Raw genomic sequence first — 23,924 nt, forward strand, 5'->3', positions numbered from 1 at the left:
GGGTCAGCCCACCGTGTCGCGACAAGGCACGTGATTTCGCCGATGCCGGGGTGACCGGGCGACCGAACAATGGCGACGGTCAGCAGCCATCGGGAACCCCCACCCGGCGCGAGCCGTCCACCGCACTGAACCGGACGGCCGCCTGCGTGGCTCCCCACCTACCGCAGGGAGCACAGCAACGTGCAGCCACGGATGATCCCCTCCCGTCCCGTCACCCCCTCTCCCGCCCGGCGCTCCCGCGCCGCCCGGTTGGTCGCCGCCGTCGGCCTGGCGGTCTCCACGGTCGTCGGCGGCGTCGCCTTCGGCACCGGCGCCCAGGCCGCGGACAACCCGTACGAGCGCGGCCCCGCTCCCACCAACGCGAGCATCGAGGCCACGCGCGGCCCCTTCGCCACGGCGCAGACCTCGGTCTCCTCGCTCGTCACCGGATTCGGCGGCGGCACCATCTACTACCCGACCGACACGAGCCAGGGAACCTTCGGGGCCATCGCGATCTCTCCTGGATTCACCGCGAGGTGGTCGAGCCTCAGCTGGCTCGGTCCCCGGCTGGCCTCGCAGGGCTTCGTGGTCATCGGCATCGAGACCGACTCCATCTACGACCAGCCGGACAGCCGGGGTCGCCAGCTCCTGGCGGCGCTCGACTACCTCGTGCAGTCGAGCTCCGTGCGCAGCCGGATCGACTCGAGCAGGCTCGCCGTGGCGGGTCACTCGATGGGCGGCGGCGGCACCCTGGAGGCCGCGGCCTCCCGGCCGTCCCTGCAGGCGGCCATCCCGCTCGCGCCGTGGAACACGACCAAGAACTGGTCGGGGGTCCGCGTCCCGACGATGATCATCGGCGGCGAGTCGGACACCGTCGCCCCGGTGTCCTCGCACTCGGAGCCGTTCTACACCAGCATCCCGGCGTCGTCCGAGAAGGCGTACATGGAGCTCAACGGCGCCTCGCACTTCTTCCCGCAGACGTCGAACACCACGATGGCGAAGTACATGATCTCGTGGATGAAGCGCTTCATCGACAACGACACCCGTTATGACCAGTTCCTCTGCCCGGCGCCGAGGAGCACCGCGATCCAGGAGTACCGCGACACCTGCCCGCACGCCTAGAGATCAGCCGGCACCTGCCGCCTGGCGGCCCGCCCGCGCAGGTGCCGGCCCACTTCGGTGACGACCGTGACAGTGATCGCGATGCCGAGGCCGAGCAGCAGCCCCTTGAACGGATCGTCCTCGAACGCCATGCCGCCGACGAATCCGATCAGCGTGGAGTACACCGCCCACGAGACGGCGGCGACCGCGTCGAAGAACGAGAACCGGCGCAGCGGATACCCGGCGACGCCGGCGGTCAGCGTCGCCGCCGTACGTCCGCCGGGGATGTAACGAGCGACCACCAGCAGCAGGCCGCCGCGCTCCGCCAGCGCCCGTTCGGCCCACTCGAAGGCGGCGCGGCCCCGGGTTCCGGGCCCGAATCGCCTGAGCATCCGGCGCCCACCGGCACGACCGATCAGGTAGGAGACGTGGTCCCCGGCGAACGCGCCGAGCGCCGCGGCGGCGATCACGAAGATCGCCTCGGGCCGGCCGGTCGCGGCGAAGACGCCGGCGGTGATGACCGCGGTCTCACTGGGCACCGCGGGGAAGAAGCCGTCGACCAACGCGACCGCGAAGAGCGCGAGGTAGACCCAGGGGGACGTCATGACCTGTCTGAGCAGGTCGAGGATCGCATCGGTCATGATGACCGACGCTACGGACGACGGCCTGCCCGGCACCGCGGACGAACGGCACCGCCCACCCCCCACCTTCGGCAGGGGCCTGGTGGTCCTCACGGAGGAGGGCGGCCCGCGTCCCGGCTTGTAGCGTCGAGGTCATGACGCGATGGATCCGCCGGGCGAACAGCCGGGAGATCTTCGCCGACCTCCTGCTCTGGGCCGTGTTGTGCCTGCCGATCGTGCTTCCGCCCCGCGACCCCTACGCCTGGGAGCCGCTGGCCGGCAACACACTGGTCCTCGTCGTGCTGGCGGGCATGTCCGTCGTGACAGCCGCCGTTCTGGTCAGCCGGGCGGCGCCCCTCGCCGCCATGTCGGTCGTCCTCGCCCTGGGGCCGTGGCGGGCGACGGATTCGCTGGCCACCGTCCAGCTCTGGCAGTTGGGCACCGTTGTGAAGGTGGGGCCCGTGAACGGGTTCACGCTCGCGATCGTGGCCTTCAGCTACCTGGCCGGACGGCGGATGGATCGGCCGCGCGCCGCCCTGCGGATCTTCGGTGCGATCTTCGGCGTCGGGGGCGCCATCGCGCTCGTCGCATCGTCCGGTCCCGTTCCACAGGAGACCGTCTGGGTGCCGATCCTCTCGGGTGTGCTCATCAGCAGCCTGGTGCCGTGGGCCGTCGGACGCCACGTCCGGAGGCGGGTCGAACGGCGCGCCCACGAGCGGCACATGGTGGCCGGTCAGGCGAGGCTCCGCGAGCGGGCCCGCATCGCCGGGGACATGCACGACTCGCTCGGGCACGAACTCGCGCTCATCGCGCTGCGGGCCGGCGCGCTGGAGATGTCGCCCGACCTCGACGACCGGCATCGGGCCTCGGCGGCCGAGTTGCGCGCGGCGGCGGCCGCGACCACGGAACGGCTCCGCCAGGTGATCGGGATGCTCCGGGAGGACGGCGAGCCACCGCCGCTAGGCCCGCACCACGAGGACATCTCCACGCTGGTCGAGCGGGTGAGGTCCTCGGGGATGCCGGTCGAGCTGACGGACGCCTGCACGCTCTCCCGGCCGGAGGCGGACGACGACTGGGAACGTTCGCTGGTGCGCAACGCGGCGTACCGCGTGGTGCAGGAGGCCATCACGAACGCGGCCAGGCACGCGCCGGGGGCGCCCGTCTCCGTGGTCATCGAGCCGGGTCCCGGATCCGTGACCGTGTCGGTCTCCAACCCGGCGCAGGCGGCCACGATCGGGGACGGCACGGGCCTGGTCGGGCTCCGCGAGCGGGTACGGCTGGCGGGCGGCGCCTTCCACGCCGGATCGAGGGACGGCAGGTTCGAGGTGGTCGCCCGCCTGCCGTACGACAGCGAGTAGGTGGGATCAGTAATGATCAAGGTGGTCCTGGCCGACGACGAGGCGATGATCCGGGCCGGAGTCCGGGCGATCCTGGCAACGGATCCGGAGATCGAGGTCGTGGCCGAGGCGGGCGACGGGCGGGAGGCCGTCGAACTCGCGCTCGCGTGCCGGCCTGACGTGGTGCTCCTCGACGTCCGCATGCCCGGCCTCGACGGGCTCGGCGCCGCGGCCGAGATCCGCCGTACGTTGCCGGACACAGGGGTGGTGATGCTGACGACGTTCGGCGAGGACGAGTACATCGCCCGCGCCCTGGGCGCGGGAGCCGGGGGGTTCCTCCTCAAGTCGGGCGATCCCCGGGAACTGATCGCCGGGGTGCGTGCGGTGGCGGGCGGCGCCGCGTATCTGTCGCCCGAGGTGGCCCACCGGGTGATCACCCGGCTCGATCGGGGACGGATGCGCCGTGCGGCCGACGCGCGTTCCCGAACGGAGGGCCTGACACCACGCGAACGCGACGTGCTGGCCCTCCTGGGCGCGGGCCTGTCCAACGCCCAGATCGGCACCCGCCTCCATCTGGTCGAGGGGACCGTGAAGGCCCACGTGAGCGCCATCCTGGCCCGCCTCGGGGTCGGCAACCGCGTCCAGGCCGCGATCCTGGCCTACGAGGCGGACCTGGTGGAGCCGGGGTCCTCCTCCGGGGTCACGAACGGGGTCACGAGCGGGGTCACGAGCCCCACACGTACCCGGTCACCCTGACCACGCGGGCCACGACCACGGTCACGTCGTCCTTCGGGTCATGGCGGTAGGCCGTCCGCAGCAGGACCTCCGCGCACGCCTGTGGTGCGGCGTGGAAATACCGGCCGACGACCGCCTGGATCTCGGGGAACGACAACACGCCGGTCAGGCCGTTGGAGGCGAGCACCACCAGGGCGCCCGGCCGCACGGCCGTGCTCTCCACGTCACCGGCCACCTGGTCGGTCGCGCCCACGGCCCGGACGATCGGGTCCAGCCCGACGGAGTGCGGGGTCGTCAGCATCTCTCCCTGGTCGGGCGTGGTGAACAGGAAGATGCTCCCGCTGCCCACGTGCGCGGAGACCAGGGCCCACCCGCCGGCGACCTCGGCGAGGAGCACCACGTCGAGGGTGGTCGCCATCCCGGCCAACTCGGGGACCTCCTCGCCCTTCCCTCGAAGGGTGGCGTTGGCGAACTCCAGGCTGTCGCGGAGCGCCTGCCGGGGATCGGGCGTGTCCCCCGTCTGGTCGGCCACGACCGCTCCGAGAGCGAGGGCCGAGGCCCAGCGGCCCTCCGTCGCCCGGGTGATCCCGTCGGCCATCGCAATCAGCTGTTCCTGGATGAGGTACCCGTCCGCGTTCTCCCCCAGGTTCCCCGCATTCGTACGGCCGGCCGCGTCGAACTTCACCAGGGGGACGGGACGCGGCCTCCCGCCCGGCTGTGGACGTGCGGCCCGACGGCCGATGACGTCGGGGCCTCGCCGGGGAACGCCGTCGTCCAGCGCCGGGCGGGGTGAGGCGACCAACGGGGCGAGCGGCAGGCTGGACCAGTCGCGGCTCCCCGCCGCGCCCTCACCGTCCGTGCCGCCGGCGTGGGTGTCCCCGTCCGGGTCCGACAGTGGCTCACCTAATAGGGGCTCGTCGAACGGGGGCTCGTCGAACGGGGGCTCGTCGAACCCGGCCGCATCGAATCCGGTCTCGCCGGGGCCGGGGTCCTCCGAGGCGGGGTCCTCCGAGGCCGCGCCGCTGCCGCCTGTTGTCGCCACGGGCCCTGCCGGATGAGCCCCCGCGGCGACGCCCGGCACGGGCTCGTCGCCCCCTCCGCCCAGCCGCTCACCGTGCGGCGGCGTCCGCCGTTCCATGCCGCGCGCGTACTGGACGCCCCTGTTCTCGCTGGCCGCGAACGCGATGATCCCGCAGATGACGAGACCCGCCACGACCGCCGAGGCCGCAAGCGTGACAATCACTCAGCCCGCTCCAGGGGTGTCGCCGACGATCTCTCTACCTCTTTCTCCCGAAGGTCCGTTCACCGGCCGCTCGGCGAACACAGCTCACTCAGGATCGGCCGCTGACGGGCGCGCCCGCATGAGGTCCAGCCCCTAATCGACCCGGAAAGGGCCGAAAGGGCATTGTGATCGCAAAAGCGGCTCCTGCGATAGGTCCCCTCACTCCTCACCGGCGATCAACCTCCCGATGCGGGTCTCCCACAGGCGGTGGGGATACCGGCCAGTAAGGATGACGCTCCGGGGGCGGATGAGGTTCACGATGCCCCCGGAGCGGCGGCCGGGGCCGGAGGAGATCTACGCGAGGCGCGCGGGGAAGCCGCCCGTGGCGACCGGGCCCCAGCGGGTGGGGGTGACGCGGAGCAAGGACTTGCCCTGGCGCTCCATGGCCGCGCGGTACTCGTCCCAGTCGGGGTGCTCGCCTGAGATCGAGCGGTAGTAGTCCACCAGCGGCTCCAGAGCCTCGGGCATGTCGAGCACCTCGGCCGTGCCGTCGACCTGGACCCACGGGCCGTCGAAGTCGTCGGACAGGACGACCACGCTCACCTGCGCGGACCTGCGGGCGTTGCGGGTCTTGGCGCGTTCGGGATAGGTCGAGACGACGATCCTGCCCTGGTCGTCGACGCCGCACGTGACGGGCGACGCCTGCGGGTGACCGTCACGCCGTGACGTGATGACGATCGCCCGGTGCCGTTCCCGGAGGAATTCGAGGAGTTGCTCACGGGTGACGGTGTCCGTGGTCGCGATCTTTGGGCTCATACGGCCAACTCTAATGAGCCCTTTGCCCTCCACTTGGACCCCAAAATGCCCAGAAACTGGCGGAATCGGGGTCGAGAGGAGGAAAAGGATCTACGTTCAGGGGCGCTTGCAGGGATACGCACTACCTACGTAGGGCGGAATGGGTACCGATACGGGGGTTTTCCCCGTGCTCTACCAGCACTCGGACGCGACATGCTGAAAACGTCGTCAAGAAAGTCCCATCTGACCTCAGCGAGGACCAAGGGAAACGAATCATGTGCCAGCACCAGCCTCCGTGCCCGCCCGCCACCGCCTCCGACCGTGAGGCGGCCCACCTGGTCGCCTTCCACCCCGAGCAGGGATGGGGTCTCCTTTGCAACGGCGTCGTCCTGTTCGACGACACCGGCGAACTGCTCCCCGACGGCAGCAGCATCCCGGCCCACCGTGCGAGCGTGGGCGTCGCGGCATGAGCCACGTCATGACGTCTCACCTGGCCAGGACGGGAAGTCCGCCGTGGCGCGTGGGAACGTCCATGTGTTTCTCGCCCGTCCGTGACGAACGCCACGCCGCCGCCAGAGAGCGGTGGACGGCCACCCGCCGACGGCATCGTGTGATCATGGTTGAAGGACCTGAGGTGCAAATGTCGTTCTGGCCGCTGGCGGCCAACGCCCGTTCCGTCGCCAGGGCACGGCGACTCACCCGCGACCGGCTTGCGGCCTGGGGCATGGACGACGTGACCGACGTCGCCGAGTTGCTCGTCAGCGAACTGGTCACCAACGCCCTGTGTCACGCGCACGGACCGGTCGGACTGACGCTTTCCGCCATGGAGGGCCTGCTGCGCTGCGAGGTCGAGGACGCGGGGACGGTGCTGCCGAGCGCGTACTGCGCGGGACACGACGACGAGGGCGGCCGCGGCCTCTGCATGCTCGACACCCTGGCCTGCTGCTGGGGCGGGGCCCGCACGCCCACCGGCAAGGTCATGTGGTTCGAACTGCCCGTGCATACCCCCTCCGCTCGCTGAGCCACGCGGCGACCTGCGCCCGCGAGTTGAACCCCAGCTTGTTCAAGATGTGCTCGATATGCCCCTCGGCCGTGCGCTGTGAGATCACCAGCGCCGCCGCGATCTCCTTGTTGCTGAGCCCCTGTGAGACGAGTTCGGCGATCTCCGTCTCCCTCCGCGTCAGCGGGGCCAGCCGAGCGGCCGGCTCCACCGGCTTCGCGCCGACCGCCTCCTCCTGCAACGCATAGGTGATCGCCTCTTCGTACGGCAACGCGGCGCCGTCCCTGACCGCGGCCCGGAAGTCCTGCTCTCCCAGCGCCCGCAGGGTCTGCGCCTCGCATTCGTCGTGGTAGCAGGCGAGATGGCCGAACCCCGACAGCGGGGCGCCCAGCACACCCCACGCCTCCTTCAGCGCACCGAGCAGCCGGGCGGCCCGTTCGAACCGCCCCTCGCCCGCGGCGATCCAGGCCAGCGTCTCCAGGCCGATCGCCACTCCGAGCGCGTCGTCGAGCGCGTCGTTGAACCTGAGGCTCTCCTTCTCCAGCGCCGTGGCGCGCCGGACGTCGCCGAGCCGCCAGACCCCGATGCCCATGGCCGCCGTCGCGTACGCCCGGTGCCACTTCTCCCCATGGGCGTCGCAGATCGCCACGGCCTCCTCGGCGTCGGAGACCGCCAGCACGTCCTCCCCCACGACGGAGTGCACGAGGGACCGCCGGATGAGCGCGAGCGCGAGGCCGAGCGGATCCCCGGCGCTCCGCTGCCGGTCCACCGCCTCGTGGTGCAGCTTGATCGAGGTCTCGGCCTCCCCGCGGCAGGTGGCGACCATGCCCTGGAAGAGGGTGACGTAGGCGAGCAGGCTCTCGGATCCGAGCGCCTCCGCCACGGCCCCCGCCTCCTCGATCAGGGCGGCGGCCGACGGGATGTCCGCCTGGACGAGGGCGACCCACGTGGCGGCCCACAACGCCCTGCCCCGGCCCTCGTCCGGGACCGTCTCCCGGGCCAGGCCCTCCTCCAGCCAGCGCCTGCCCTCTCCGAGGTAGTAGCCGCTGATCCAGTGGTAGAGCAGGTCGGTCGTCATCGCGAGGCCCTCGCCGCACCGGCTCGGCTCGGCGAAGGAGTACTCGAGGGCGGTGCGCAGGTTGGCGTGTTCGGCCGACAGGCGCAGGAACCAGTCGACCTGCGCGGGCCCGAACAACTCGGCGCGCGCGCGGGCGGCCAGCCACCGGTAATGATCACAGTGCCGCCGCCGCAGCGCGGGCTCCTTGCCGGTGGCGAGAAGACGCTCCCTGCCGTACTGCCGGACGGTCTCCAGCAACCGGTAGCGGACCGCTCCGCGCTGCTCCTCCCTGGCCAGCACCGACTTGTCCACCAGGCCGGTCACCACGTCGAGGACGTCCCCCCTCGGGATGCCGTCGCCCGAGCACACCTCCTCGGCCGCCTCCAGGTCCAGGCCGCCCGCGAACACCGAGACCCGCTGCCACAGCAGCCTCTCCTGCTCCGTGCACAACTCATAGCTCCAGTCCATCAGCGCCCGGAGCGTGCGCTGGCGGGGCAGCGCCACCCTCGATCCCGAGGTGAGCAGGCGGAACCTGTCGTCCAGCCGGGCGAGGACCTGCTCCACCGAGAGGGCGCGCAGCCGGGCGGCCGCGAGCTCGATCGCGAGGGGCAGGCCGTCGAGCCGGCGGCAGATGGCCGCGACGACCTCCTGGTTGTCCGGCGTCACCTCGAAGTCCGGCACCACGGCCGCGGCACGCTCGGCGAACAACTGGATGGCGTCGGACTCCACCAGAGCGTCCGACGCGAGCGGCGAGGCCTCGCGGACCGGAAACGGGGCGAGGTTGAGCGTCTGCTCGCAGGGGATGCCGAGCGGCTGCCTGCTGGTCGCCAGCACACGCAGCTCGGGAAGTGCCCGGACCAGCGCGTCCACGAGGACGGCGCACTCCGTGAGGAGGTGCTCGCAGTTGTCGAGGACGATCATCGCCTGCCTGTCCGCCAGATGCTCGACGATGAGGTCCAGCGGAGACAACCGGGAGGCGTCGCGGATCTCCAGACCCTCCGCGACGGTCTGCTCGAGCAGGTCGGGCTCGTCCAGCCCGGCGAGCTCGACCAGCCAGACGCCGTCGGGGAACTGCCTGCGCGCGTCGGCGGCCGCCCGCAGCCCCAGCCGGGTCTTGCCCACGCCGCCCACGCCGGTGAGGGTCACGACTCGCGTGGCGGACAGCAGCCGACGGACCTCGGCCATCTCGTGCCGACGTCCCACGAAACTCGTCACCTCGGCGGGCAGCCCCAAGGGCCGCCGCGTCGAGCCCCCCGGTAGTACCGCGGTCATACCGCTGTCGGCACCCCGATCCCGCGCGAATTATGCCCTGCCATATTCAGGGTACATTTCTGCCCCAAACCCCGCTGATCGGGTTTGACCAGGCACTTCTCGCCGCCTAGCGTTAAAAATCATGGCCGGTACGGCGTTCGCGCGGCAGGTCGGCAACCTTCCCGCCGACATGACCAGCTTCGTGGGCCGCAGGCACGAGCTCGCGGAGATCAGGCGGCTGCTGTCGGTCTCGCGCCTGGTGACCCTCACCGGTGTGGGCGGCGTGGGCAAGACCCGCCTCGCGCTCCGGGCGGCGTTCGAGCAGCATCGCGCGTTCGACGAGGTCTGGCTGGCCGACCTGGGCACGCTCGACGACCCCGCCCTGGTGGGCGAGACGGTCGCGGCGACCGTGGGCCTGCGGGACCAGACCGCCGGGTGCCCCGTGCGCGCGCTGTCGGATTTCCTCGCCTCCCGCCGGACCCTGCTCGTCCTCGACAACTGCGAGCATCTGCTCGACGCCGTGGCCGCGCTCGCCGACACCCTCCTGCGCGGCATCCCGGAGCTTCGCATCCTCGCGACGAGCCGGCAGTCGCTCGGAATCATGGGTGAGCGCGTCATGCGGGTCGCGCCGCTCCCGGTGCCCGAGCCGGACGGCCCCAGGACGCTGAAGGCCCTGGAGCGCTACGACGCGGTCACCCTCTTCATGGAGCGCGCGGCCGCCGTGCTGCCCGGATTCACGCTCGACGACGGCAACCGCGAGGACGTGGCCACCCTCTGCCGCCGGCTGGACGGCATCCCGCTCGCGATCGAACTCGCCGCCGTCCGGCTGCGGACGTTGTCGGTGAGCGGGCTGGTCGAGCGCCTCGACGACCGCTACCGCTGGCTCACCGGCGGGAGCCGTACGGCGGTGCCGCGTCAGCGCACCCTGCACGCCCTGATCGACTGGAGCTTCCAGTTGTTGTCGCCCGCGGAGCGGACCTTGTGGACGCGCATGTCGATCTTCCCGGGCCATTTCGACCTGGAGGCCGCCGAGGCCGTCTGCTCAGGCGACGGCATCGCCCAGGAAGACGTCCTCGACCTCCTCGACGCCGTGGTGGACAAGTCGTTGCTGCTCAGAGAGGAGCACACGGGCGACGTCAGGTACCGCCTGCTGGAGACCCTGCGCGCGTTCGCCAGGGCCCAGGAGGGCGGACCGGATGAGCGTCCGGCGCTGGCACGCCGGCACCGGGACTTCTACCTGCGGCTCACCGGCAAGGCGGCGGCCGAGTGGTTCGGGCGTCGCCAGGTCGCCTGGTACACCCGGCTCAAGCTCGAACAGGACAATCTCCGGGCCGCGCTGGAGTTCTGCCTGCGAGAGCCGGGTGAGGCCGCGGCCGGGCTCCGCATGGCCACCGACCTGCACCGGCCTCACTGGCTGCCCAACTCGCTGTTCATCCAGGGCCGCCACTGGATCGGCCGCATGCTCGAAGCGGAACCCGGCCGCACCGAGGCCCGCGCGCGGGCGTTGTGCGGCGCGGCCTGGCTGGCGTTCGCCCAGGGGGACGCCCCGGCGGGCGAGCCCCTGCTGGAGGAGGCCGCCGACCTGGCCCGCGAGGTGGATGATCCGGTGAGCCTGTCCCTGGCGTGCCTGGTCTCCGGCAAGGCCGCGCACAACCGCGGCGACTTCGAGGGCGCGGTCCCGCTCCTCGAGGAGGCCGTCACCCTGCTCACCGCCGCTGGGGACGGCTTCGCGGTCGCGGCCGCGCTTCTCGCCCTCGCGGACGCGACCGGCTGCCTCGGGGATCCGGTGCGTGCGGGCGACCTGTTCGAACGGGGTCTCGCGTTGTCCGCCGATCATGAGGAGAGCTGGTGCCGCGCCTGGACTCTGGCGATATACGCCATCCATCTGTGGCGGCAGGGCGAGCACGAGCGCGCGACGGCCGCGGCGCGGGAGAGCCTGCTGCTCGGCAGGGCGTTCGACGACCGGCTGAGCCTGGCGACCGCCGTCGAGGTCCTCGCCTGGATCCTCTCCGCGGAAGGGCACCATCCGAAGGCGGCCCGCATGCTCGGCGCGGCCGACGCCATCGCCCGCACGGTCGGCGTGTCCACCCTGCGAATGGGACGGTACGTCGAGCAACACGAGGAGTGCGTCGCCGCCCTCGAGAGTCAGCTCGGCGCCAAGCGACTCGCCCGCGCGATGCAGCAGGGCGGCCGGTTGACCCTCGAACAGGCCGTCGCGGAGGCACTCGGTGACGAGCAGGCGGGCGAGGAACCGGAGACGGCCGCCTCCGCGGCGTCGCCGCTGACCGCGCGCGAACTGGAGATCGCCGAGCTGATCGCCCAGGGGTTGAGCAACAAGGAGATCGCCGCCGCCCTCGTGGTCGCCCAGCGGACCGCGGAGGGCCACGTCGAGCACATCCTGGCCAAGCTGGGCTACACCTCTCGCGCCCAGATCGCCGCATGGATGACCGCCCAGAAAGCCGAGCACGACCCGGGGGGTTAGGGGGTCAGCGGAGGAAGGCGGCGGCTACGCCGGCGTCTACGGGGATGTGCAGTCCCGTCGTCAGGGAGAGATCTCCTCCGGTGACGGCGAAGACGGCGGCGGCGATGTGCTCGGGAAGCACCTCGCGCTTGAGCAGTGTCCGCTGCGCGTAAAACTCACCGAGCTTGTCCTCCGGCACGCCGTAGACGGCCGCGCGGTTGGCCCCCCACCCGGACGCGAAGATACCCGAGCCGCGCACCACGCCGTCCGGGTTGATCCCGTTGACCCTGATGCCGTGCGCACCCAGCTCGGCCGCGAGCAGCCGCACCTGGTGGGCCTGGTCGGCCTTGGCCGCGCCGTACGCCACGTTGTTGGGCCCGGCGAACACGGAGTTCTTGGACGCGATGTAGACGATGTCGCCGCCCATGCCCTGAGCGATCATCACGCGTGCGCTCTCGCGGGCGACCAGGAACGAGCCACGCGCCATGACGTCGTGCTGGAGGTCCCAGTCGTCCGCCGTGGTCTCCAGCAGGGACCGGGACAGCGACAGCCCCGCGTTGTTGACGATCAGGTCGATCCCGCCGAAGGCCAGCACCGCCTGCCGTACGGCGGAGACGATCTGCGCCTCGTCGGTCACGTCGACCTGTACGGCTGTCGCGACGTCCTCGGGCCGGTGGGCCCTCGCGCCGATCTCCGCGGCGACCTTCTCCGCGGCTGCGAAGTCGCGGTCGGCGACGACCACGCAGGCTCCCTCGGCGGCCAGCCGCCGGGCGGTCGCGGCCCCGATGCCCGAGCCGCCTCCCGTAACCAGCGCGACCCGCGTGGCCAGGGGCTTGGGCGCCGGCATTCGGCGCAGCTTGGCCTCCTCGAGCTCCCAGTACTCGATCCGGAACTTCTCCGACTCCTCGATCGGGGAGTAGGTGGACAGCGCCTCGGCACCGCGCATCACGTTGATCGCGTTGACGTAGAACTCGCCGGCCACCCGGGCGGTCTGCTTGTCCCTGCCGAAGGAGAACATGCCGACGCCCGGCACGTGCACGATCGCCGGGTCGGCGCCGCGCATCGCGGGAGAGCTCTCGGTGGCGTGCCGCTCGTAGTAGGCCCGGTAGGCCTCGCGGTAGGCGGCGTGCAGTTCCCTGAGGCGGCCGATCACGTCGTCCACGGGAGCGTCCGCCGGGAGGTCGACGACCAGCGGGGCGACCTTCGTCCGCAGGAAGTGGTCCGGGCACGACGTCCCGAGCGCGGCGAGCTCGGGATGCCGCTCGCGGGCCAGGAAGTCCAGGACCTCGGGGGTCGCGGTGTAATGGCCCACCTGGGGAGCGTCGGTCGAGCACAACCCGCGGACCACCGGGAACAGGGCGGCGGCGCGTTCGCGCCTCACCTCGTCGGCCGGCGGTTCGTAACCCGGCTTGACCGGCCCGAACGGCTCGGGCGCGCCGTGCTCGGCGATGTACGCCTCAGCGGTGCGGATCATCCACAGCGAGTTGGCCTCGCACTCCGCCGACGTCTCGCCCCACGCGGTGATGCCGTGGCCGCCCAGTACGACGCCCACGGCCTGCGGGTTGGCCTCCTTGATCCCGGCGATGTCGAGGCCGAGCTGGAACCCGGGCCGTCGCCACGGAACCCACACCACCCGGTCGCCGTAGATCCGCCGGGTGAGCTCCTCGCCGTCGGCGGCGGCGGCGATCGCGATGCCCGCGTCGGGGTGGAGGTGGTCGACGTGCGCCGCGTCGAGGAGGCCGTGCATGGCCGTGTCGATGGAGGGCGCGGCGCCTCGCTGTGTTTTTCCGGACCCCGCCACCCCGCCCAGGCCGAAGGCGCAGAAGTCGAAGGCCGCGACCATCTCGTCCTCGCGCTCGACGCCCGGGTAGACGGCGGTCAGCGCGCGCAGCCGGTCCAGCCTGAGTACGGCCAGGCCGGCCTCGGTGAGCGTGCCGAGGTCGCCGCCCGACCCCTTGACCCACATGAGCTCGACGGCGGTGCCCGTGACCGGGTCGACGGCCTCACCCTTGGCGGAGGCGTTGCCTCCGGCGAAGTTGGTGTTGCGGGGATCGGCCCCGAGAGTGTGCGCGCGCTGAAGCAGCTGCTCAACCGGCATGGTCATGATATTTCCCCCTATATCGCTGAAACGCGCTGGTCAGGCGCCCCAGCCGGCCTGTGTGCCACCCACACGTTCGGTCCGGATCTTCTCGAAGTAGCCCGAGCGGGCGTAGGCCTTCATCGGGTCGGGGTCCAGCCCCATCTCCTCGCGCAGTACGGCGAGGATCGGGCGGACATCGGTGTTGTACGCGTCCATCAGCACCGCGTTGGCGCCGAGCACGTCGCCCTCCGCCTGCGCGGCGGCCAGCGCGTCGGCGTCGACGAGCAGCGCCTTGGCGGTGGCCTCCTGGACGTTCATGACCGAGCGGATCTGGCCGGGGATCTTGGGCTCGAGGTTGTGGCACTGGTCGAGCATGAACGCCACATCGGACGTGTACCCGCCGCCGCGGATCACCTCGTACATGATCCTGAACAGCTGGAACGGGTCGGCCGCGCCGACCATCAGGTCGTCGTCGGCGTAGAACCGGGAGTTGAAGTCGAAGCCGCCGAGCTTCCCCTCCCGCAGCAGGAACGCCACGATGAACTCGATGTTCGTCCCCGGCGCGTGGTGGCCGGTGTCCACGACCACCTGCGCCTTCGGCCCGAGGCGGACGCAGTGGGCATAGGCCGTGCCCCAGTCGGGCACGTCGGTCACGTAGAACGCCGGCTCGAAGAGCTTGTACTCCAGCAGGAAGCGCTGGTCGTCGCCGAGCCGGTCGTAGACGGCGGAAAGCGCCTCGGCCAGCCGGTCCTGCCGGGAACGGATGTCGTCCTGGCCGGGGTAGTTCGTCCCGTCGGAGAACCACAGCTTGAGGGTGTCCGACCCGGTCTGGTCCATGATGTCCACGCACTCCAGCAGGTGGTCGAGCGCCTTGCGCCGCACCGCCGGATCGGGGTTGGTGACGCTGCCGAGCCGGTAGTCGTCGTCCTGGAACACGTTGGAGTTGATCGCGCCGATCCGCACGCCCAGATCCGTCGCGTGCCGGGCGAGGTCGGCGTAGTCGTCGACCTTGTCCCACGGGATGTGCAGCGCCACCGTCGGCGCAACCCCCGTGAACGCGTGCACCTGGGCGGCGTCGGCGAGCTTCTCGTACGGATCACGGGGAACGCCCTCCTGGGCGAACACCTTGAACCGCGTGCCGCTGTTGGCGTACGCCCAGGAAGGCGTCTCGATGTGCTGCCGCCGCAACGCCGCCTTGATGTCGCTCATGGAATCCCCGATTCAGTCGAGTCAGTTTCAGTGCAGATCAGTCGAGATCAGTCGAGATGGAAGATTTCGCGGAGGCCGACCATGCCCTCGTCGGGCGCGCCGTCGAGCTCTTCGATGAAGGGCGCCATCTCCGCCTGCCATCGGGTGTTGACGTCGCGCTCGGCCATCGCGGCGCGGGCGGCCTCGAAGTCGTCCGTCTCGAGGTAACCGACCAGCAGGCCGTCCTCCCGCAGGAACAGCGAGTAGTTGTGCCAGCCGGTCTCGCTGAGGGCGGCCCGCATCTCGGGCCACACCGCGGCATGCCGTTCGCGGTACTCCTCGATCCGTTCCGGCCGGACCTTCAGCAGGAAGCAGACACGCTGCATGGTGGAACCCCCCTGGGGGTAGGGCGTGCCGACGCGCGGCACGCCGTACCCGCCGATGGCGAGAAATGGCTAGAAGTCGAAGTCGTCGACGTTGCTCGCGTCGAAGGTGAAGGGCGGGCCGAGGATGACCTCGCCGTCCTTGCCGACGGTGAACTCGCCGAGCTTGCCGGCCGTGAACTTCTCACCCTCGGCGCCGGTGATCCGGCCGGAGACCAGCGAGGCCGCGGCGTAGCTGGCGAGGTAGCCCAGGTCCTTGGGGTTCCACAGCGCGAACTTCTCGACGGTGCCGTTCTTGACGAACTCGCGCATCTGGTTCGGCGTGCCGAGGCCGGTGACCACGATCTTGCCCTTGTACTTGGAGCCCGAGACATAGCGGGCGGCGGCCGCGATGCCGACCGTGGTCGGGGCGATGATGCCCTTGAGGTTCGGGTAGGCCTGGAGCAGTCCCTGGGTCTCCTGGAACGACTTCTGGTCGTCGTCGTCTCCGTAGGCGACCTTGACCAGCTTCATGTCCTTGTACTCGGGCTTGGTGAGCTCGTCCTTCATGAACTCGATCCAGGTGTTCTGGTTGGTCGCGTTGGCCGTGGCCGATAGGACCGCGATCTCACCCTTGTGGTCGATCATGTCCGCGAGCATCTTCACCTCGCTGCGGCCGACGTCCTCCGAGCTGGCCTGGTTGATGAAGAGGTCGCGGCAGTCCTTGGAGGCGTCCGAGTCGTACGACACGACCTTGATGCCCTTGGACCTGGCCTGGTTGAGCGGGCCGCAGACCGCGTTGGCGTCGTTGGCGGAGATGAGGATGGCGTCCTGCTGCTGCTGGATCAGCGTGTTGATGTAGGAGACCTGGGACGACGCGGACGCGTCGGAGGGGCCGACCTCCTTGGCCGTTCCCTTGTACTCCGCCGCCGCGTCGATGCCCGCCTTGTCGAGGATCGTCAGGTACGGGTTGTTGATCTGCTTGGGCAGGAAGGCGATCTGCAGCCCCTCCTTGATCGGGGCGTTCGGGTTCGCGGTGGCCGCCGCCGTCTGCGCCGGCGCCGCGGGCGCCTGCGAGGAGGCGGACTCCTTGGTGGTCCCGCCGCAGCCCGAGAGCCCGAGCGAGACCAGACCGACCATGGCGACTGCCGAGGTGAACCTTCGCGAAGAAGTGAACATACGTGTTCCTCAGGTGGTGGGAGGGGTGGGCATGACCGGCGATGGAACGCGTCTCCGTTGCCGTGCCACGGCGACGAGACGTGGGGTGATCACTGAGATGACCAGCAGCAGTCCGGTGACGACGGACTGGATCTCCGTCGACACGTCGTTGAGCATGAGGAGGTTGCGCAGCAACCCGATCAGCAGCACCCCGGCGATGACCCCTCCGAGCGTGCCCTTGCCCCCGTCGAAGTCGACCCCGCCGAGCAGGACCGCGGCGATGACCGCGAGCTCGAGGCCGCTGCCGTTGTCGGCGCGTGCGCTGCCGTACCTGAGCGTGTAGACGACGCCGGCGAAGGCCGCGACGAGCCCGGAGATCACGAACAGGACGAGCTTGATCCGCTTGACCCGGATGCCGGCGAAGTGGGCCGCCTCGACCTGCGCGCCGATCGCGAACAGCGCCCGGCCGAATCCCGTCGCGTGCAGCGCGACCGCCGTGATCACGGCGAGCACGGCGAACAGCGCCACGGGGTACGGGATCGGCGTGCCCGGCACATCGTTCACGGTCAGGTTCACGTATGACTGGGGGAACTCCGCGATCGCCCGGTCACCGAGCACGACTTGCGCGAGCCCCCGGTAGAGCGCCAGCGTGCCGATGGTCACGGCGAGAGACGGGAGCCCCAGTCTGGTCACCAGCAGTCCGTTGACCAGGCCGCACGCCGCCCCCACGACGACCACCAGGGGGATGATCGTCTCGATGGCCCATCCCGCGTCCCAGAGATGGCCGACCAGCGCACTGGACAGGCCGAGGACGGACGCCACGGAGAGGTCCACCTCGGCGGCGACCACGAGCAACGTCATCGCCAGGGCGATCAGCGCGATCTCCCCGAGGTCGCCCAGGGCGAACGAGAGGTTGCCGGCGTTGGCGAACTCGGGCGACCCGGCGGCCCCGCCGGCGAAGACCAGCACCAGCAGGACGCCGACCAGGACGTCCCACCGGAGGAACCGGCTGAGGGGAGCACGCGCGGAGTTCGCGGTCGTCACGTCAGGAGCCATGTCACGAGCCATGTCACGAGCCATGTCTGGCGTTCCTCCTCCGGAGTATCCGCGCGACGCGCAGGGCCAGCACGCGGTCCACGCTGATCGCCAGGAGCAGCAGCGCCCCGGTGATCGCCTGCTGCCAGAACGGGTTCACCTTGAGCACGACCAGCGCGCTCGTGATGGTGGTCAGCAGCAGCGCGCCCAGGGCCGCGCCGTACACGGTGCCGACGCCGCCGGTGATCGCGACGCCGCCGACGACGACCGCGCTGACGACCTGCAGTTCCCAGCCGTGGGCGTCGTCGGCGACGACCGTGCCGAAGCGTGCCAGCCACAAGACCCCGCCGAGACCGGCGAGCGCCCCGCTGAGCAGGTAGGCCGCCATCACTCGGCGCCGCACCGGCACTCCGGCCAGGCCCGCTGCCTCCGGGCTCGACCCGATCGCGTAGAAGTCCCGCCCCGAGGCGTACGAGCGCAGGTAGTAGCCGACGGCCAGCATCACGACACCGGTGATCAACGGCAGGTACGGGATGCCGAGCACGCTGCCGTTGCCCAGCGAGAGCACCGACCGCGGCAGGTCCACCGCGTTGATCTGCCGGCCGTGGGCGATCGCGTGGTCGAGGCCCTGGATGACATAGAGCGTGCCCAGGGTCACCACGAGGGCGGGAACCTTGCCGAAGCTGACGAGCAGGCCGTTGACCAGGCCGCACACGCAGCCGATCACGATCCCGAGCACGATCGCCACCCCGACGCCGAGCCCGCGGTTGGCGGCGAGGACGTCTCCGACGGTGAACGCGACCAGCCCGACGACCGAGCCGACGGACAGGTCGATGTTCCTCGTGATGACCACGAAGGACTGGCCGACGGCGAGGAGCGCGAGGATCGAGGCGTTGAGGAAGATGTCCTTCAGCCCCTGGGCGGACAGGAAGTTGCCGTTCGCCGCCGCAGTCACGGCGACGAGGACGGCGAGCGCCGCCACGATGCTCAGCTCCCTGGCCCTGAAGACCAGGTCGACGATGCCGCGGGTGCTCCGCCCCGCTGTCACGGCGGTCATGAGGTCCTCCCGGCCGCCGCGGTCATCACGCTCTCCTCGGTGGCCTCAGCGCGCGGGATCTCGGCGACGAGCCGGCCCTCGTGCATGACGAGCACCCGGTCGGCCATGCCCAGGACCTCGGGCAGATCGGAGGAGATCATCAGTACGGCCATGCCGTCGGAGGCCAGCTCCGACAGGACCCGGTGGACCTCCGCCTTGGTGCCGACGTCGATCCCGCGGGTGGGCTCATCGATGATCAGCACCTGTGGGCGGGTCGACAGCCACTTGGCGAGGACCACCTTCTGCTGGTTGCCGCCGGACAACACGTTCACGGCGTCGGAGAGCCGGTTGAACTTCAGCTGCAGCCGGATCGCCCAGTCGCGGGCCCGGTCGCGCTCGGCCGCACGGGAGATGACCGGGCCGCGCCGGAGTCCCTTCAACCCGGTCAGCCCGATGTTGCGCTCGATCGACTGGTCCATCACCAGGCCCTGCTGCCTGCGGTCCTCGGGGACCAGGGCCACGCCCGCGGACATCGCGGCGGTCGGCGACGCGGGAGGCAGCCGCCGCCCGTTCACCTCCACCCACCCGGCGTCCCAGCGGTCCACGCCGAACACGGCCCGCGCGACCTCGCTGCGCCCCGCGCCCACCAGGCCGGCGAGGGCGACGATCTCACCGCGGCGCACCTCGAAGGAGACGTCGGTGAAGACGCCCTCGCGGGTGAGCCGGTCGACCTTGAGCGCGACCTCGCCCGTCGCGGCGTCGAGCTTCGGGTAGAGGGCGTCGAGGTCGCGGCCGACCATCCGGCGGATCAACGCCTCGTGGGTGAGCCCGGCGACCGGCTCGCTGGCGATCCAGGCGCCGTCGCGGAGCGTTGTGACCCGCTGGCAGAGCTCGAAGATCTCGTCCAGCCGGTGGGAGATGAACAGCACGGCGCAGCCCTGCTCGCGCAGCGCCCTGACGACGGTGAACAGCCGCGCGACCTCGTTGCCCGACAGGGCGGCCGTGGGCTCGTCCATGATGAGCACCCGAGCGTCGCGGGACAGCGCCTTGGCGATCTCCACGAGTTGCTGGTCGGCGATGGACAGCCCGCGTGCGGGCTGCTCGGGATCGAGTGCGACGCCCAGGCGGGTGAACAGCTCGGCCGCCCGTGCGTGCATCGCGGCGCGATCGATCCGGCCGAGCGACGCGCGGGGCTGGCGCCCGATGAAGATGTTCTCGACGACCGAAAGGTCGGGGAACATCGTCGGCTCCTGGTAGATCACCGCCACCCCGTGCCGCTGGGCGTCCGCGGGCTTGTGGAACTCGACGGGCCGCCCGTCCATGAGGACCTGGCCCGAGTCGGGACGGTGGACGCCGGAGAGCGTCTTCACGAGGGTCGACTTCCCGGCCCCGTTCTCACCGGCGAGAGCGTGGGCCTCCCCGGCGTGCAGTTCGAGGGAGACGTCGCGCAGGGCGCGGACCGCCCCGAAGGACTTGCTCACCCCGGCGAGCGCCAGAACAGGCGGCGCGTCCCCGGTCCCCGGCCCGTGCGGCGCCGTCGCTTCAGCCGCTCCAGTCACGCGTCACACTCCTTCTCGTCCTATGGGCGAAAAACGTTTTACAACGCGGTTCCCGGAAGCTAAGCCGGGGCCTCGGACCTTGTCAATGGGTAATGAAGAGGCCGTTTCCGATGTGTTACGCGCCCTCCGGAGCGAGGGTCGGGAGCTCCAGATTCGACGGATCAGGTAAGGTCTGGCCAAGATTTGCTAACACGTTTTAATGGATGAGGATGTGAGGAGGACCGTGGGGACAGTCAGCATCAGGGATGTCGCCACCCGGGCCGGGGTGTCACCCGGCACCATCTCCAACGTTCTCAACCGGCCGGAACGGGTGGCTCCCGCGACTCGCGAGCGCGTCCTGCGCGCCATCAGGGAGCTCGGTTTCGTCCGGCACGGCTCCGCGTCGACGCTGCGGGCGGGCCACAGCCGCACGGTCGGGTTGTCGGTCATGGACATCGGCAACCCGTTCTTCACCGACATCGCCGCGGGGGTCGAGGAGGCGGCGAGCGAGCTCGGCTACGCGGTCATCCTCGGCAACTCCGCGGGCTCGCGAGCCAAGGAGGAGCGCAACCTGCTCGTCCTCGCCGAGCAACGGGTCCGGGGCGTGTTGATCACCCCCACCGACGACGATCCCGCCCGCCTCGACGCTCTGCGCGACCGCGGCATCAAGGTGGTCCTCCTCGATCATCCGGCCCACCGGCCCGACCAGTGCTCGGTGACCGTCAACGACATCACAGGAGGCCGGCTCGCGGTCTCCCACCTGCTCGAACGCGGCGCACGCCGAATCGGCTACCTCACCGGCCCGCGCACGCTCCGCCAGTGCGTCGACCGCGGCAAGGGGGCGGCGGGAGCGGTGGCGGCCGCCGGCCTCGACCCCGACACGGTGCTCGATCCGATCGAGACCCCCGCGATGACGGCGAAGTACGGCCAGCAGGCCGCGGAGCGGCTGCTGGCCTCCGGCAGCCTGCCCGAGGCCATCTTCTGCGCCAACGACCTGCTCGCCGTCGGCATGCTGCGCGGTCTGCTCCAGGCCGGGGTCAGCGTCCCGGGTGACATCCGCCTGATCGGATACGACGACATCGACTTCGCCGCCGCCTCCGCCGTGTCGCTGAGCTCGATTCGGCAGCCGACCCACCAGCTCGGGCGCATCGCCACCGAACTGCTGCTCGACGAGTGCGACCATCCGGACACCCACGCCCACCAGCAGGTCGTGTTCCAGCCCGAGCTCGTCATCCGCGAGTCCACCGGTGGACGGAGGGACCCGGCAGAGCCCCGACCGGAGGAGACCAGATGAGCGTCTACGCGGCGGTGGACCTCGGCGCGTCCAGCGGCCGGGTGATCACCGTCCGGATCGACGGCGACCGCGTGAGCGTCGACGAGGTCCACCGCTTCACCAACCGGCCGGTACGCGCTGCGGGAACCCTGCACTGGGACATCCTCGCCCTGCACCAGGGCATGCTGGACGGCCTGCGCCTGGCCGGCCAGGTCGACTCGATCGGCATCGACTCCTGGGCGGTCGACTACGGCCTGCTCGACGGGGACGGGCGACTCCTCGGCAATCCCGTGCACTATCGCGACGGGCGGACCGTCGGCGTCGCGGAGAGCATGACGGACACGCTGGGGAACGCCGAGCTCTACCAGGTCACCGGGCTGCAGTTCCTGCCGTTCAACACGATCTACCAACTGCTCGCCGAGCCGCTCCTCGATCGCGCGCAGACGTTGCTCATGATCCCCGACCTGCTCACCTACTGGCTGACGGGATCACGCGGAGCCGAGGTGACGAACGCGTCCACCACCGGGCTCTACGACGTCCGGGCCGGGACCTGGGCGTCGGGGCTGGCCACGCGGTTGGGCATCCCGTCCGGCATTCTGCCGGAGCTGCGCAGACCGGGAGCGCCTTCCGGAACCCTGCGCGCCGAGATCGCCGAGGAGACCGGCCTGTCGCCGGCGACCCCCGTCACCGCGGTCGCCTCGCACGACACGGCCTCAGCCGTCGCCGCCGTGCCCGCCCGGATCGACCGGTTCGCGTACATCTCGTCCGGGACCTGGTCACTGGTCGGCCTCGAGTCGCCCCACCCGGTCCTCAGCGAGGAGAGCAGGCTGGCCGGCTTCAGCAACGAGACCGGGCTCGACGGCACGATCCGCTACCTGCGCAACGTGATGGGCCTGTGGATCCTGCAGGAGTCAGTGCGCGCCTGGGGTGACGGCGACCTTCCCGCGCTGCTCAGGGCGGCCGAGCAGGCTCGGCCGTTCCAGGCGCTGATCGACCCAGACGATCCGGCGTTCCTGTCCCCGGGCGACATGCCGGCCCGGATCGACGCCTACTGCGTGCGAACCGGCCAGCACCCCCCCGACGGACGCGCCGCGACCGTCCGCTGCGTCCTGGAGAGCCTCGCACTCGCCTACCGCCGCACGATCGACGACGCCGTACGGCTCAGCGGCCAGAAGGTCGAGGTCGTCCACCTGGTCGGCGGCGGCGCGCGCAACGCGCTGCTGTGCCAGATGACCGCGGACGCCACCGGCCTCCCCGTCGTCGCCGGCCCGGTCGAGGCCGCGGCGCTCGGCAACGCGCTCGTCCAGGCCCGCGCCCAGGGCGTGGTCACCGACATCCGCGATCTCGTACGGCGGGGCGAGCAGCCGATCACCTACCAGCCGAGGGGCGACCAGGACACCTGGACCCGCGCGGGCGCCCGGCTTCCCTTCCACTGACGGACCGCGTCAGGAAGTGCCGAGTCGTTGCAGCAGCCGCTCGCGTCTGGCCTCGAGCGTCTCGATCAGCGACTCCTGCTGCTCCGCATTGGTGATCACCGTCGCCATCTCGGCGGCGTCCGTCGGAGCGTCCCAGCGCTCGCCGATCTCCTGCCGGATGGCCGCGGCACTCTCCCGCAGCCTGACCAGCTCCGCCTCCACTTCCCGCAGCCGGTCCCTGATCTCCACGTCGTCCATCGTCATCCCGTCCTCGTCAGGTCAAGACCGTTCCCCCCGCCTATTCCGCGAGAACGCGGGATTAATCGAGGACGGCCGTCAACCGAGGCTCACATGGCCCTGAGCGACATGCCAGTAATCGCGTGACTCCACGGCGAGCCCGGCGGAGTCGAACCGTACGATCACGCAGCCGGCGAGCGTCACCGGCCCGCCGTCCTCTGACGACAGGACGACGAACTCGGCCACCGCCGTGTCCCCGTCGACGAGCGGCTCGCCGAAACGGACGCTCTCGACCCGCTCGTTCTCGAATGACCATCGGATGTAGTCCGCCAGTTCCTTCCGCCCGTGATGGACCGGGCGGAACGGCATCGAGCGATGCCGGCAGTCCTCGGTGTACAAGGAGAGGATCAGCTCGACGTCGTGTGACGCCCAGCCCCGCTCCCACGTGCGGACGAAGCGGCGTGCGGCTTCCCTGATCTCCATGGGGGCCGGCCTCCGGCTATGCGAACGAGCCGATGTACACGGTGGTGTTGGACGCGCGGGCGTCCTGCGCCGCCGTCAGACGACCCGCCAGATAGGACGGCATGATCGAGGCGGCCTCCTCCGCGGTGAAGAAGCCGTAACCCTCGAGTTCCTCCGCCTGCAGGACGACGCTGTTGCCGTCGACCACCGTGCCGCAGTCGAACAGGAAGTGGACGAGCGGCAGGGGGCGTTCGTCTATCGGGGGAACCCAGTGGACCACCAGCAGGCGACCGACCGGAGGCTCCAGCCCGAGTTCCTCCAGCACCTCGCGAGCACAGGCGACGTCCGGCGACTCGCCCTCGTCGACGTGACCTCCGGGCCAACCCCAGTGATCCCGGTAGTTGGGTTTGACGAGCAGGACACGGCCGGAAGGGTCGGTGATGAACCCGGCCGCGGCCGCCACCACCTTGCTCAACCCGGCGTAGAAGACATCCGCGGGGATCACGACGACGCCTGACCGGAGAAGGAGCGCATGGCAGGAGCCTAGCCGGGGTTCCCCGAGACCTGGCTCAGGGACGTCCC

Annotated in this window: 23 protein-coding genes; 9 read left to right on the forward strand and 14 right to left on the reverse strand. The window is 70.8% G+C overall.

Translation table 11 applies throughout. The features are described from left to right. Window positions 1–192: 192 nt before the first annotated feature. Window positions 193–1,101, forward strand: a complete 909-nt coding sequence (locus Pph01_RS15485; RefSeq protein WP_204073806.1) for an alpha/beta hydrolase family protein — start codon at window positions 193–195, stop codon at window positions 1,099–1,101. Here the strand turns inward: Pph01_RS15485 and Pph01_RS15490 are convergent. Then, a complete protein-coding gene (locus Pph01_RS15490; RefSeq protein WP_204073759.1) occupies window positions 1,098–1,721 on the reverse strand; it encodes a DedA family protein in 624 nt (207 codons plus the stop codon). The two genes, Pph01_RS15485 and Pph01_RS15490, sit on opposite strands and share 4 nt — an antisense overlap. Between Pph01_RS15490 and Pph01_RS43325 the strand changes: the two genes are divergently transcribed. The 3 genes from Pph01_RS43325 to Pph01_RS15500 are packed head-to-tail and all read left to right on the forward strand — an operon-like array spanning window position 1,720 to window position 3,793. Next, complete coding sequence (locus Pph01_RS43325; RefSeq protein ID WP_275412833.1) at window positions 1,720–1,845, forward strand: hypothetical protein; 126 nt, start codon at window positions 1,720–1,722, stop codon at window positions 1,843–1,845. The genes Pph01_RS15490 and Pph01_RS43325 overlap by 2 nt on opposite strands. A 10-nt stretch (window positions 1,846–1,855) precedes the next feature. Then, the gene (locus Pph01_RS15495) at window positions 1,856–3,058 is read left to right on the forward strand and encodes a sensor histidine kinase (protein ID WP_204073760.1); all 1,203 of its coding nucleotides are present in this window, start codon (window positions 1,856–1,858) and stop codon (window positions 3,056–3,058) included. A 12-nt stretch (window positions 3,059–3,070) separates the two neighbouring features. Continuing rightward, complete coding sequence (locus Pph01_RS15500) at window positions 3,071–3,793, forward strand: response regulator (RefSeq protein WP_204073761.1); 723 nt, start codon at window positions 3,071–3,073, stop codon at window positions 3,791–3,793. On the opposite strand, the gene Pph01_RS15505 is transcribed toward Pph01_RS15500, so the two are convergent. Both Pph01_RS15505 and Pph01_RS15510 read right to left on the reverse strand, forming a co-directional pair. Then, window positions 3,762–5,015: a protein phosphatase 2C domain-containing protein gene (locus tag Pph01_RS15505; RefSeq protein WP_204073762.1), complete on the reverse strand. Its 1,254-nt coding sequence runs from the start codon at window positions 5,013–5,015 to the stop codon at window positions 3,762–3,764. The genes Pph01_RS15500 and Pph01_RS15505 overlap by 32 nt on opposite strands. Before the next feature lie 333 nt (window positions 5,016–5,348). Then, window positions 5,349–5,810, reverse strand: a complete 462-nt coding sequence (locus Pph01_RS15510; protein ID WP_204073763.1) for a PPOX class F420-dependent oxidoreductase — start codon at window positions 5,808–5,810, stop codon at window positions 5,349–5,351. A gap of 254 nt (window positions 5,811–6,064) precedes the next feature. Between Pph01_RS15510 and Pph01_RS15515 the strand changes: the two genes are divergently transcribed. Further along, window positions 6,065–6,259 (forward strand): DUF5999 family protein, encoded by a 195-nt coding sequence (locus Pph01_RS15515; RefSeq protein ID WP_203881702.1) that lies wholly within the window; start codon window positions 6,065–6,067, stop codon window positions 6,257–6,259. A 146-nt stretch (window positions 6,260–6,405) separates the two neighbouring features. After that, window positions 6,406–6,810 carry an ATP-binding protein gene (locus Pph01_RS15520; RefSeq protein ID WP_204073764.1) on the forward strand — a complete coding sequence of 135 codons (405 nt, stop codon included), beginning with the start codon at window positions 6,406–6,408 and terminating at the stop codon, window positions 6,808–6,810. Here Pph01_RS15520 and Pph01_RS15525 read toward each other — a convergent pair. Beyond that, complete coding sequence (locus tag Pph01_RS15525) at window positions 6,767–9,049, reverse strand: ATP-binding protein (protein WP_239116716.1); 2,283 nt, start codon at window positions 9,047–9,049, stop codon at window positions 6,767–6,769. The genes Pph01_RS15520 and Pph01_RS15525 overlap by 44 nt on opposite strands. Window positions 9,050–9,239: 190 nt before the next feature. Between Pph01_RS15525 and Pph01_RS15530 the strand changes: the two genes are divergently transcribed. Further along, on the forward strand, window positions 9,240–11,579 hold the full coding sequence (locus tag Pph01_RS15530; protein ID WP_204073766.1) for an ATP-binding protein: 2,340 nt from the start codon (window positions 9,240–9,242) through the stop codon (window positions 11,577–11,579). 4 nt (window positions 11,580–11,583) lie between these two features. Here the strand turns inward: Pph01_RS15530 and Pph01_RS15535 are convergent, their stop codons facing one another. From Pph01_RS15535 to Pph01_RS15565, 7 genes are all read right to left on the reverse strand, one after another. Further along, window positions 11,584–13,662 carry a bifunctional aldolase/short-chain dehydrogenase gene (locus Pph01_RS15535; protein WP_204073767.1) on the reverse strand — a complete coding sequence of 693 codons (2,079 nt, stop codon included), beginning with the start codon at window positions 13,660–13,662 and terminating at the stop codon, window positions 11,584–11,586. Window positions 13,663–13,695: 33 nt separating this feature from the next. Continuing rightward, entirely contained in the window at window positions 13,696–14,847 is a 1,152-nt protein-coding gene (gene rhaI / locus Pph01_RS15540; protein ID WP_204073768.1) for an L-rhamnose isomerase, read from the reverse strand. A gap of 47 nt (window positions 14,848–14,894) precedes the next feature. Then, window positions 14,895–15,212 (reverse strand): L-rhamnose mutarotase, encoded by a 318-nt coding sequence (locus Pph01_RS15545; protein WP_204073769.1) that lies wholly within the window; start codon window positions 15,210–15,212, stop codon window positions 14,895–14,897. A gap of 69 nt (window positions 15,213–15,281) precedes the next feature. Then, a complete protein-coding gene (gene rhaS, locus Pph01_RS15550; RefSeq protein ID WP_204073770.1) occupies window positions 15,282–16,367 on the reverse strand; it encodes a rhamnose ABC transporter substrate-binding protein in 1,086 nt (361 codons plus the stop codon). 9 nt (window positions 16,368–16,376) lie between these two features. Beyond that, entirely contained in the window at window positions 16,377–17,426 is a 1,050-nt protein-coding gene (locus tag Pph01_RS15555; RefSeq protein WP_239116717.1) for an ABC transporter permease, read from the reverse strand. After that, window positions 17,416–18,438, reverse strand: a complete 1,023-nt coding sequence (locus tag Pph01_RS15560; protein ID WP_204073771.1) for an ABC transporter permease — start codon at window positions 18,436–18,438, stop codon at window positions 17,416–17,418. The genes Pph01_RS15555 and Pph01_RS15560 overlap by 11 nt, the downstream gene beginning before the upstream one ends. After that, entirely contained in the window at window positions 18,435–19,898 is a 1,464-nt protein-coding gene (locus Pph01_RS15565) for a sugar ABC transporter ATP-binding protein (protein ID WP_204073808.1), read from the reverse strand. The genes Pph01_RS15560 and Pph01_RS15565 overlap by 4 nt, the downstream gene beginning before the upstream one ends. 301 nt (window positions 19,899–20,199) lie before the next feature. On the opposite strand from Pph01_RS15565, the gene Pph01_RS15570 reads away from it, so the two are divergent. Together Pph01_RS15570 and Pph01_RS15575 are read left to right on the forward strand one after the other, a co-directional pair. After that, complete coding sequence (locus tag Pph01_RS15570; RefSeq protein WP_239116718.1) at window positions 20,200–21,249, forward strand: LacI family DNA-binding transcriptional regulator; 1,050 nt, start codon at window positions 20,200–20,202, stop codon at window positions 21,247–21,249. Continuing rightward, window positions 21,246–22,664, forward strand: coding sequence for a rhamnulokinase (locus Pph01_RS15575; protein WP_204073773.1), 1,419 nt, complete (start codon window positions 21,246–21,248; stop codon window positions 22,662–22,664). The genes Pph01_RS15570 and Pph01_RS15575 overlap by 4 nt, the downstream gene beginning before the upstream one ends. Before the next feature lie 9 nt (window positions 22,665–22,673). Here Pph01_RS15575 and Pph01_RS15580 read toward each other — a convergent pair whose 3' ends face one another. The 3 genes from Pph01_RS15580 to Pph01_RS15590 form a co-directional block, all read right to left on the reverse strand. After that, window positions 22,674–22,907, reverse strand: coding sequence for a hypothetical protein (locus tag Pph01_RS15580; RefSeq protein ID WP_204073774.1), 234 nt, complete (start codon window positions 22,905–22,907; stop codon window positions 22,674–22,676). A 72-nt stretch (window positions 22,908–22,979) separates the two neighbouring features. After that, window positions 22,980–23,363 carry a nuclear transport factor 2 family protein gene (locus Pph01_RS15585; protein WP_204073775.1) on the reverse strand — a complete coding sequence of 128 codons (384 nt, stop codon included), beginning with the start codon at window positions 23,361–23,363 and terminating at the stop codon, window positions 22,980–22,982. 16 nt (window positions 23,364–23,379) lie between these two features. Continuing rightward, window positions 23,380–23,847 (reverse strand): NUDIX domain-containing protein, encoded by a 468-nt coding sequence (locus Pph01_RS15590; RefSeq protein ID WP_204073776.1) that lies wholly within the window; start codon window positions 23,845–23,847, stop codon window positions 23,380–23,382. Window positions 23,848–23,924: the final 77 nt, after the last annotated feature.

The organism is Planotetraspora phitsanulokensis (genome assembly GCF_016863295.1).
Classification (GTDB): domain Bacteria; phylum Actinomycetota; class Actinomycetes; order Streptosporangiales; family Streptosporangiaceae; genus Planotetraspora; species Planotetraspora phitsanulokensis.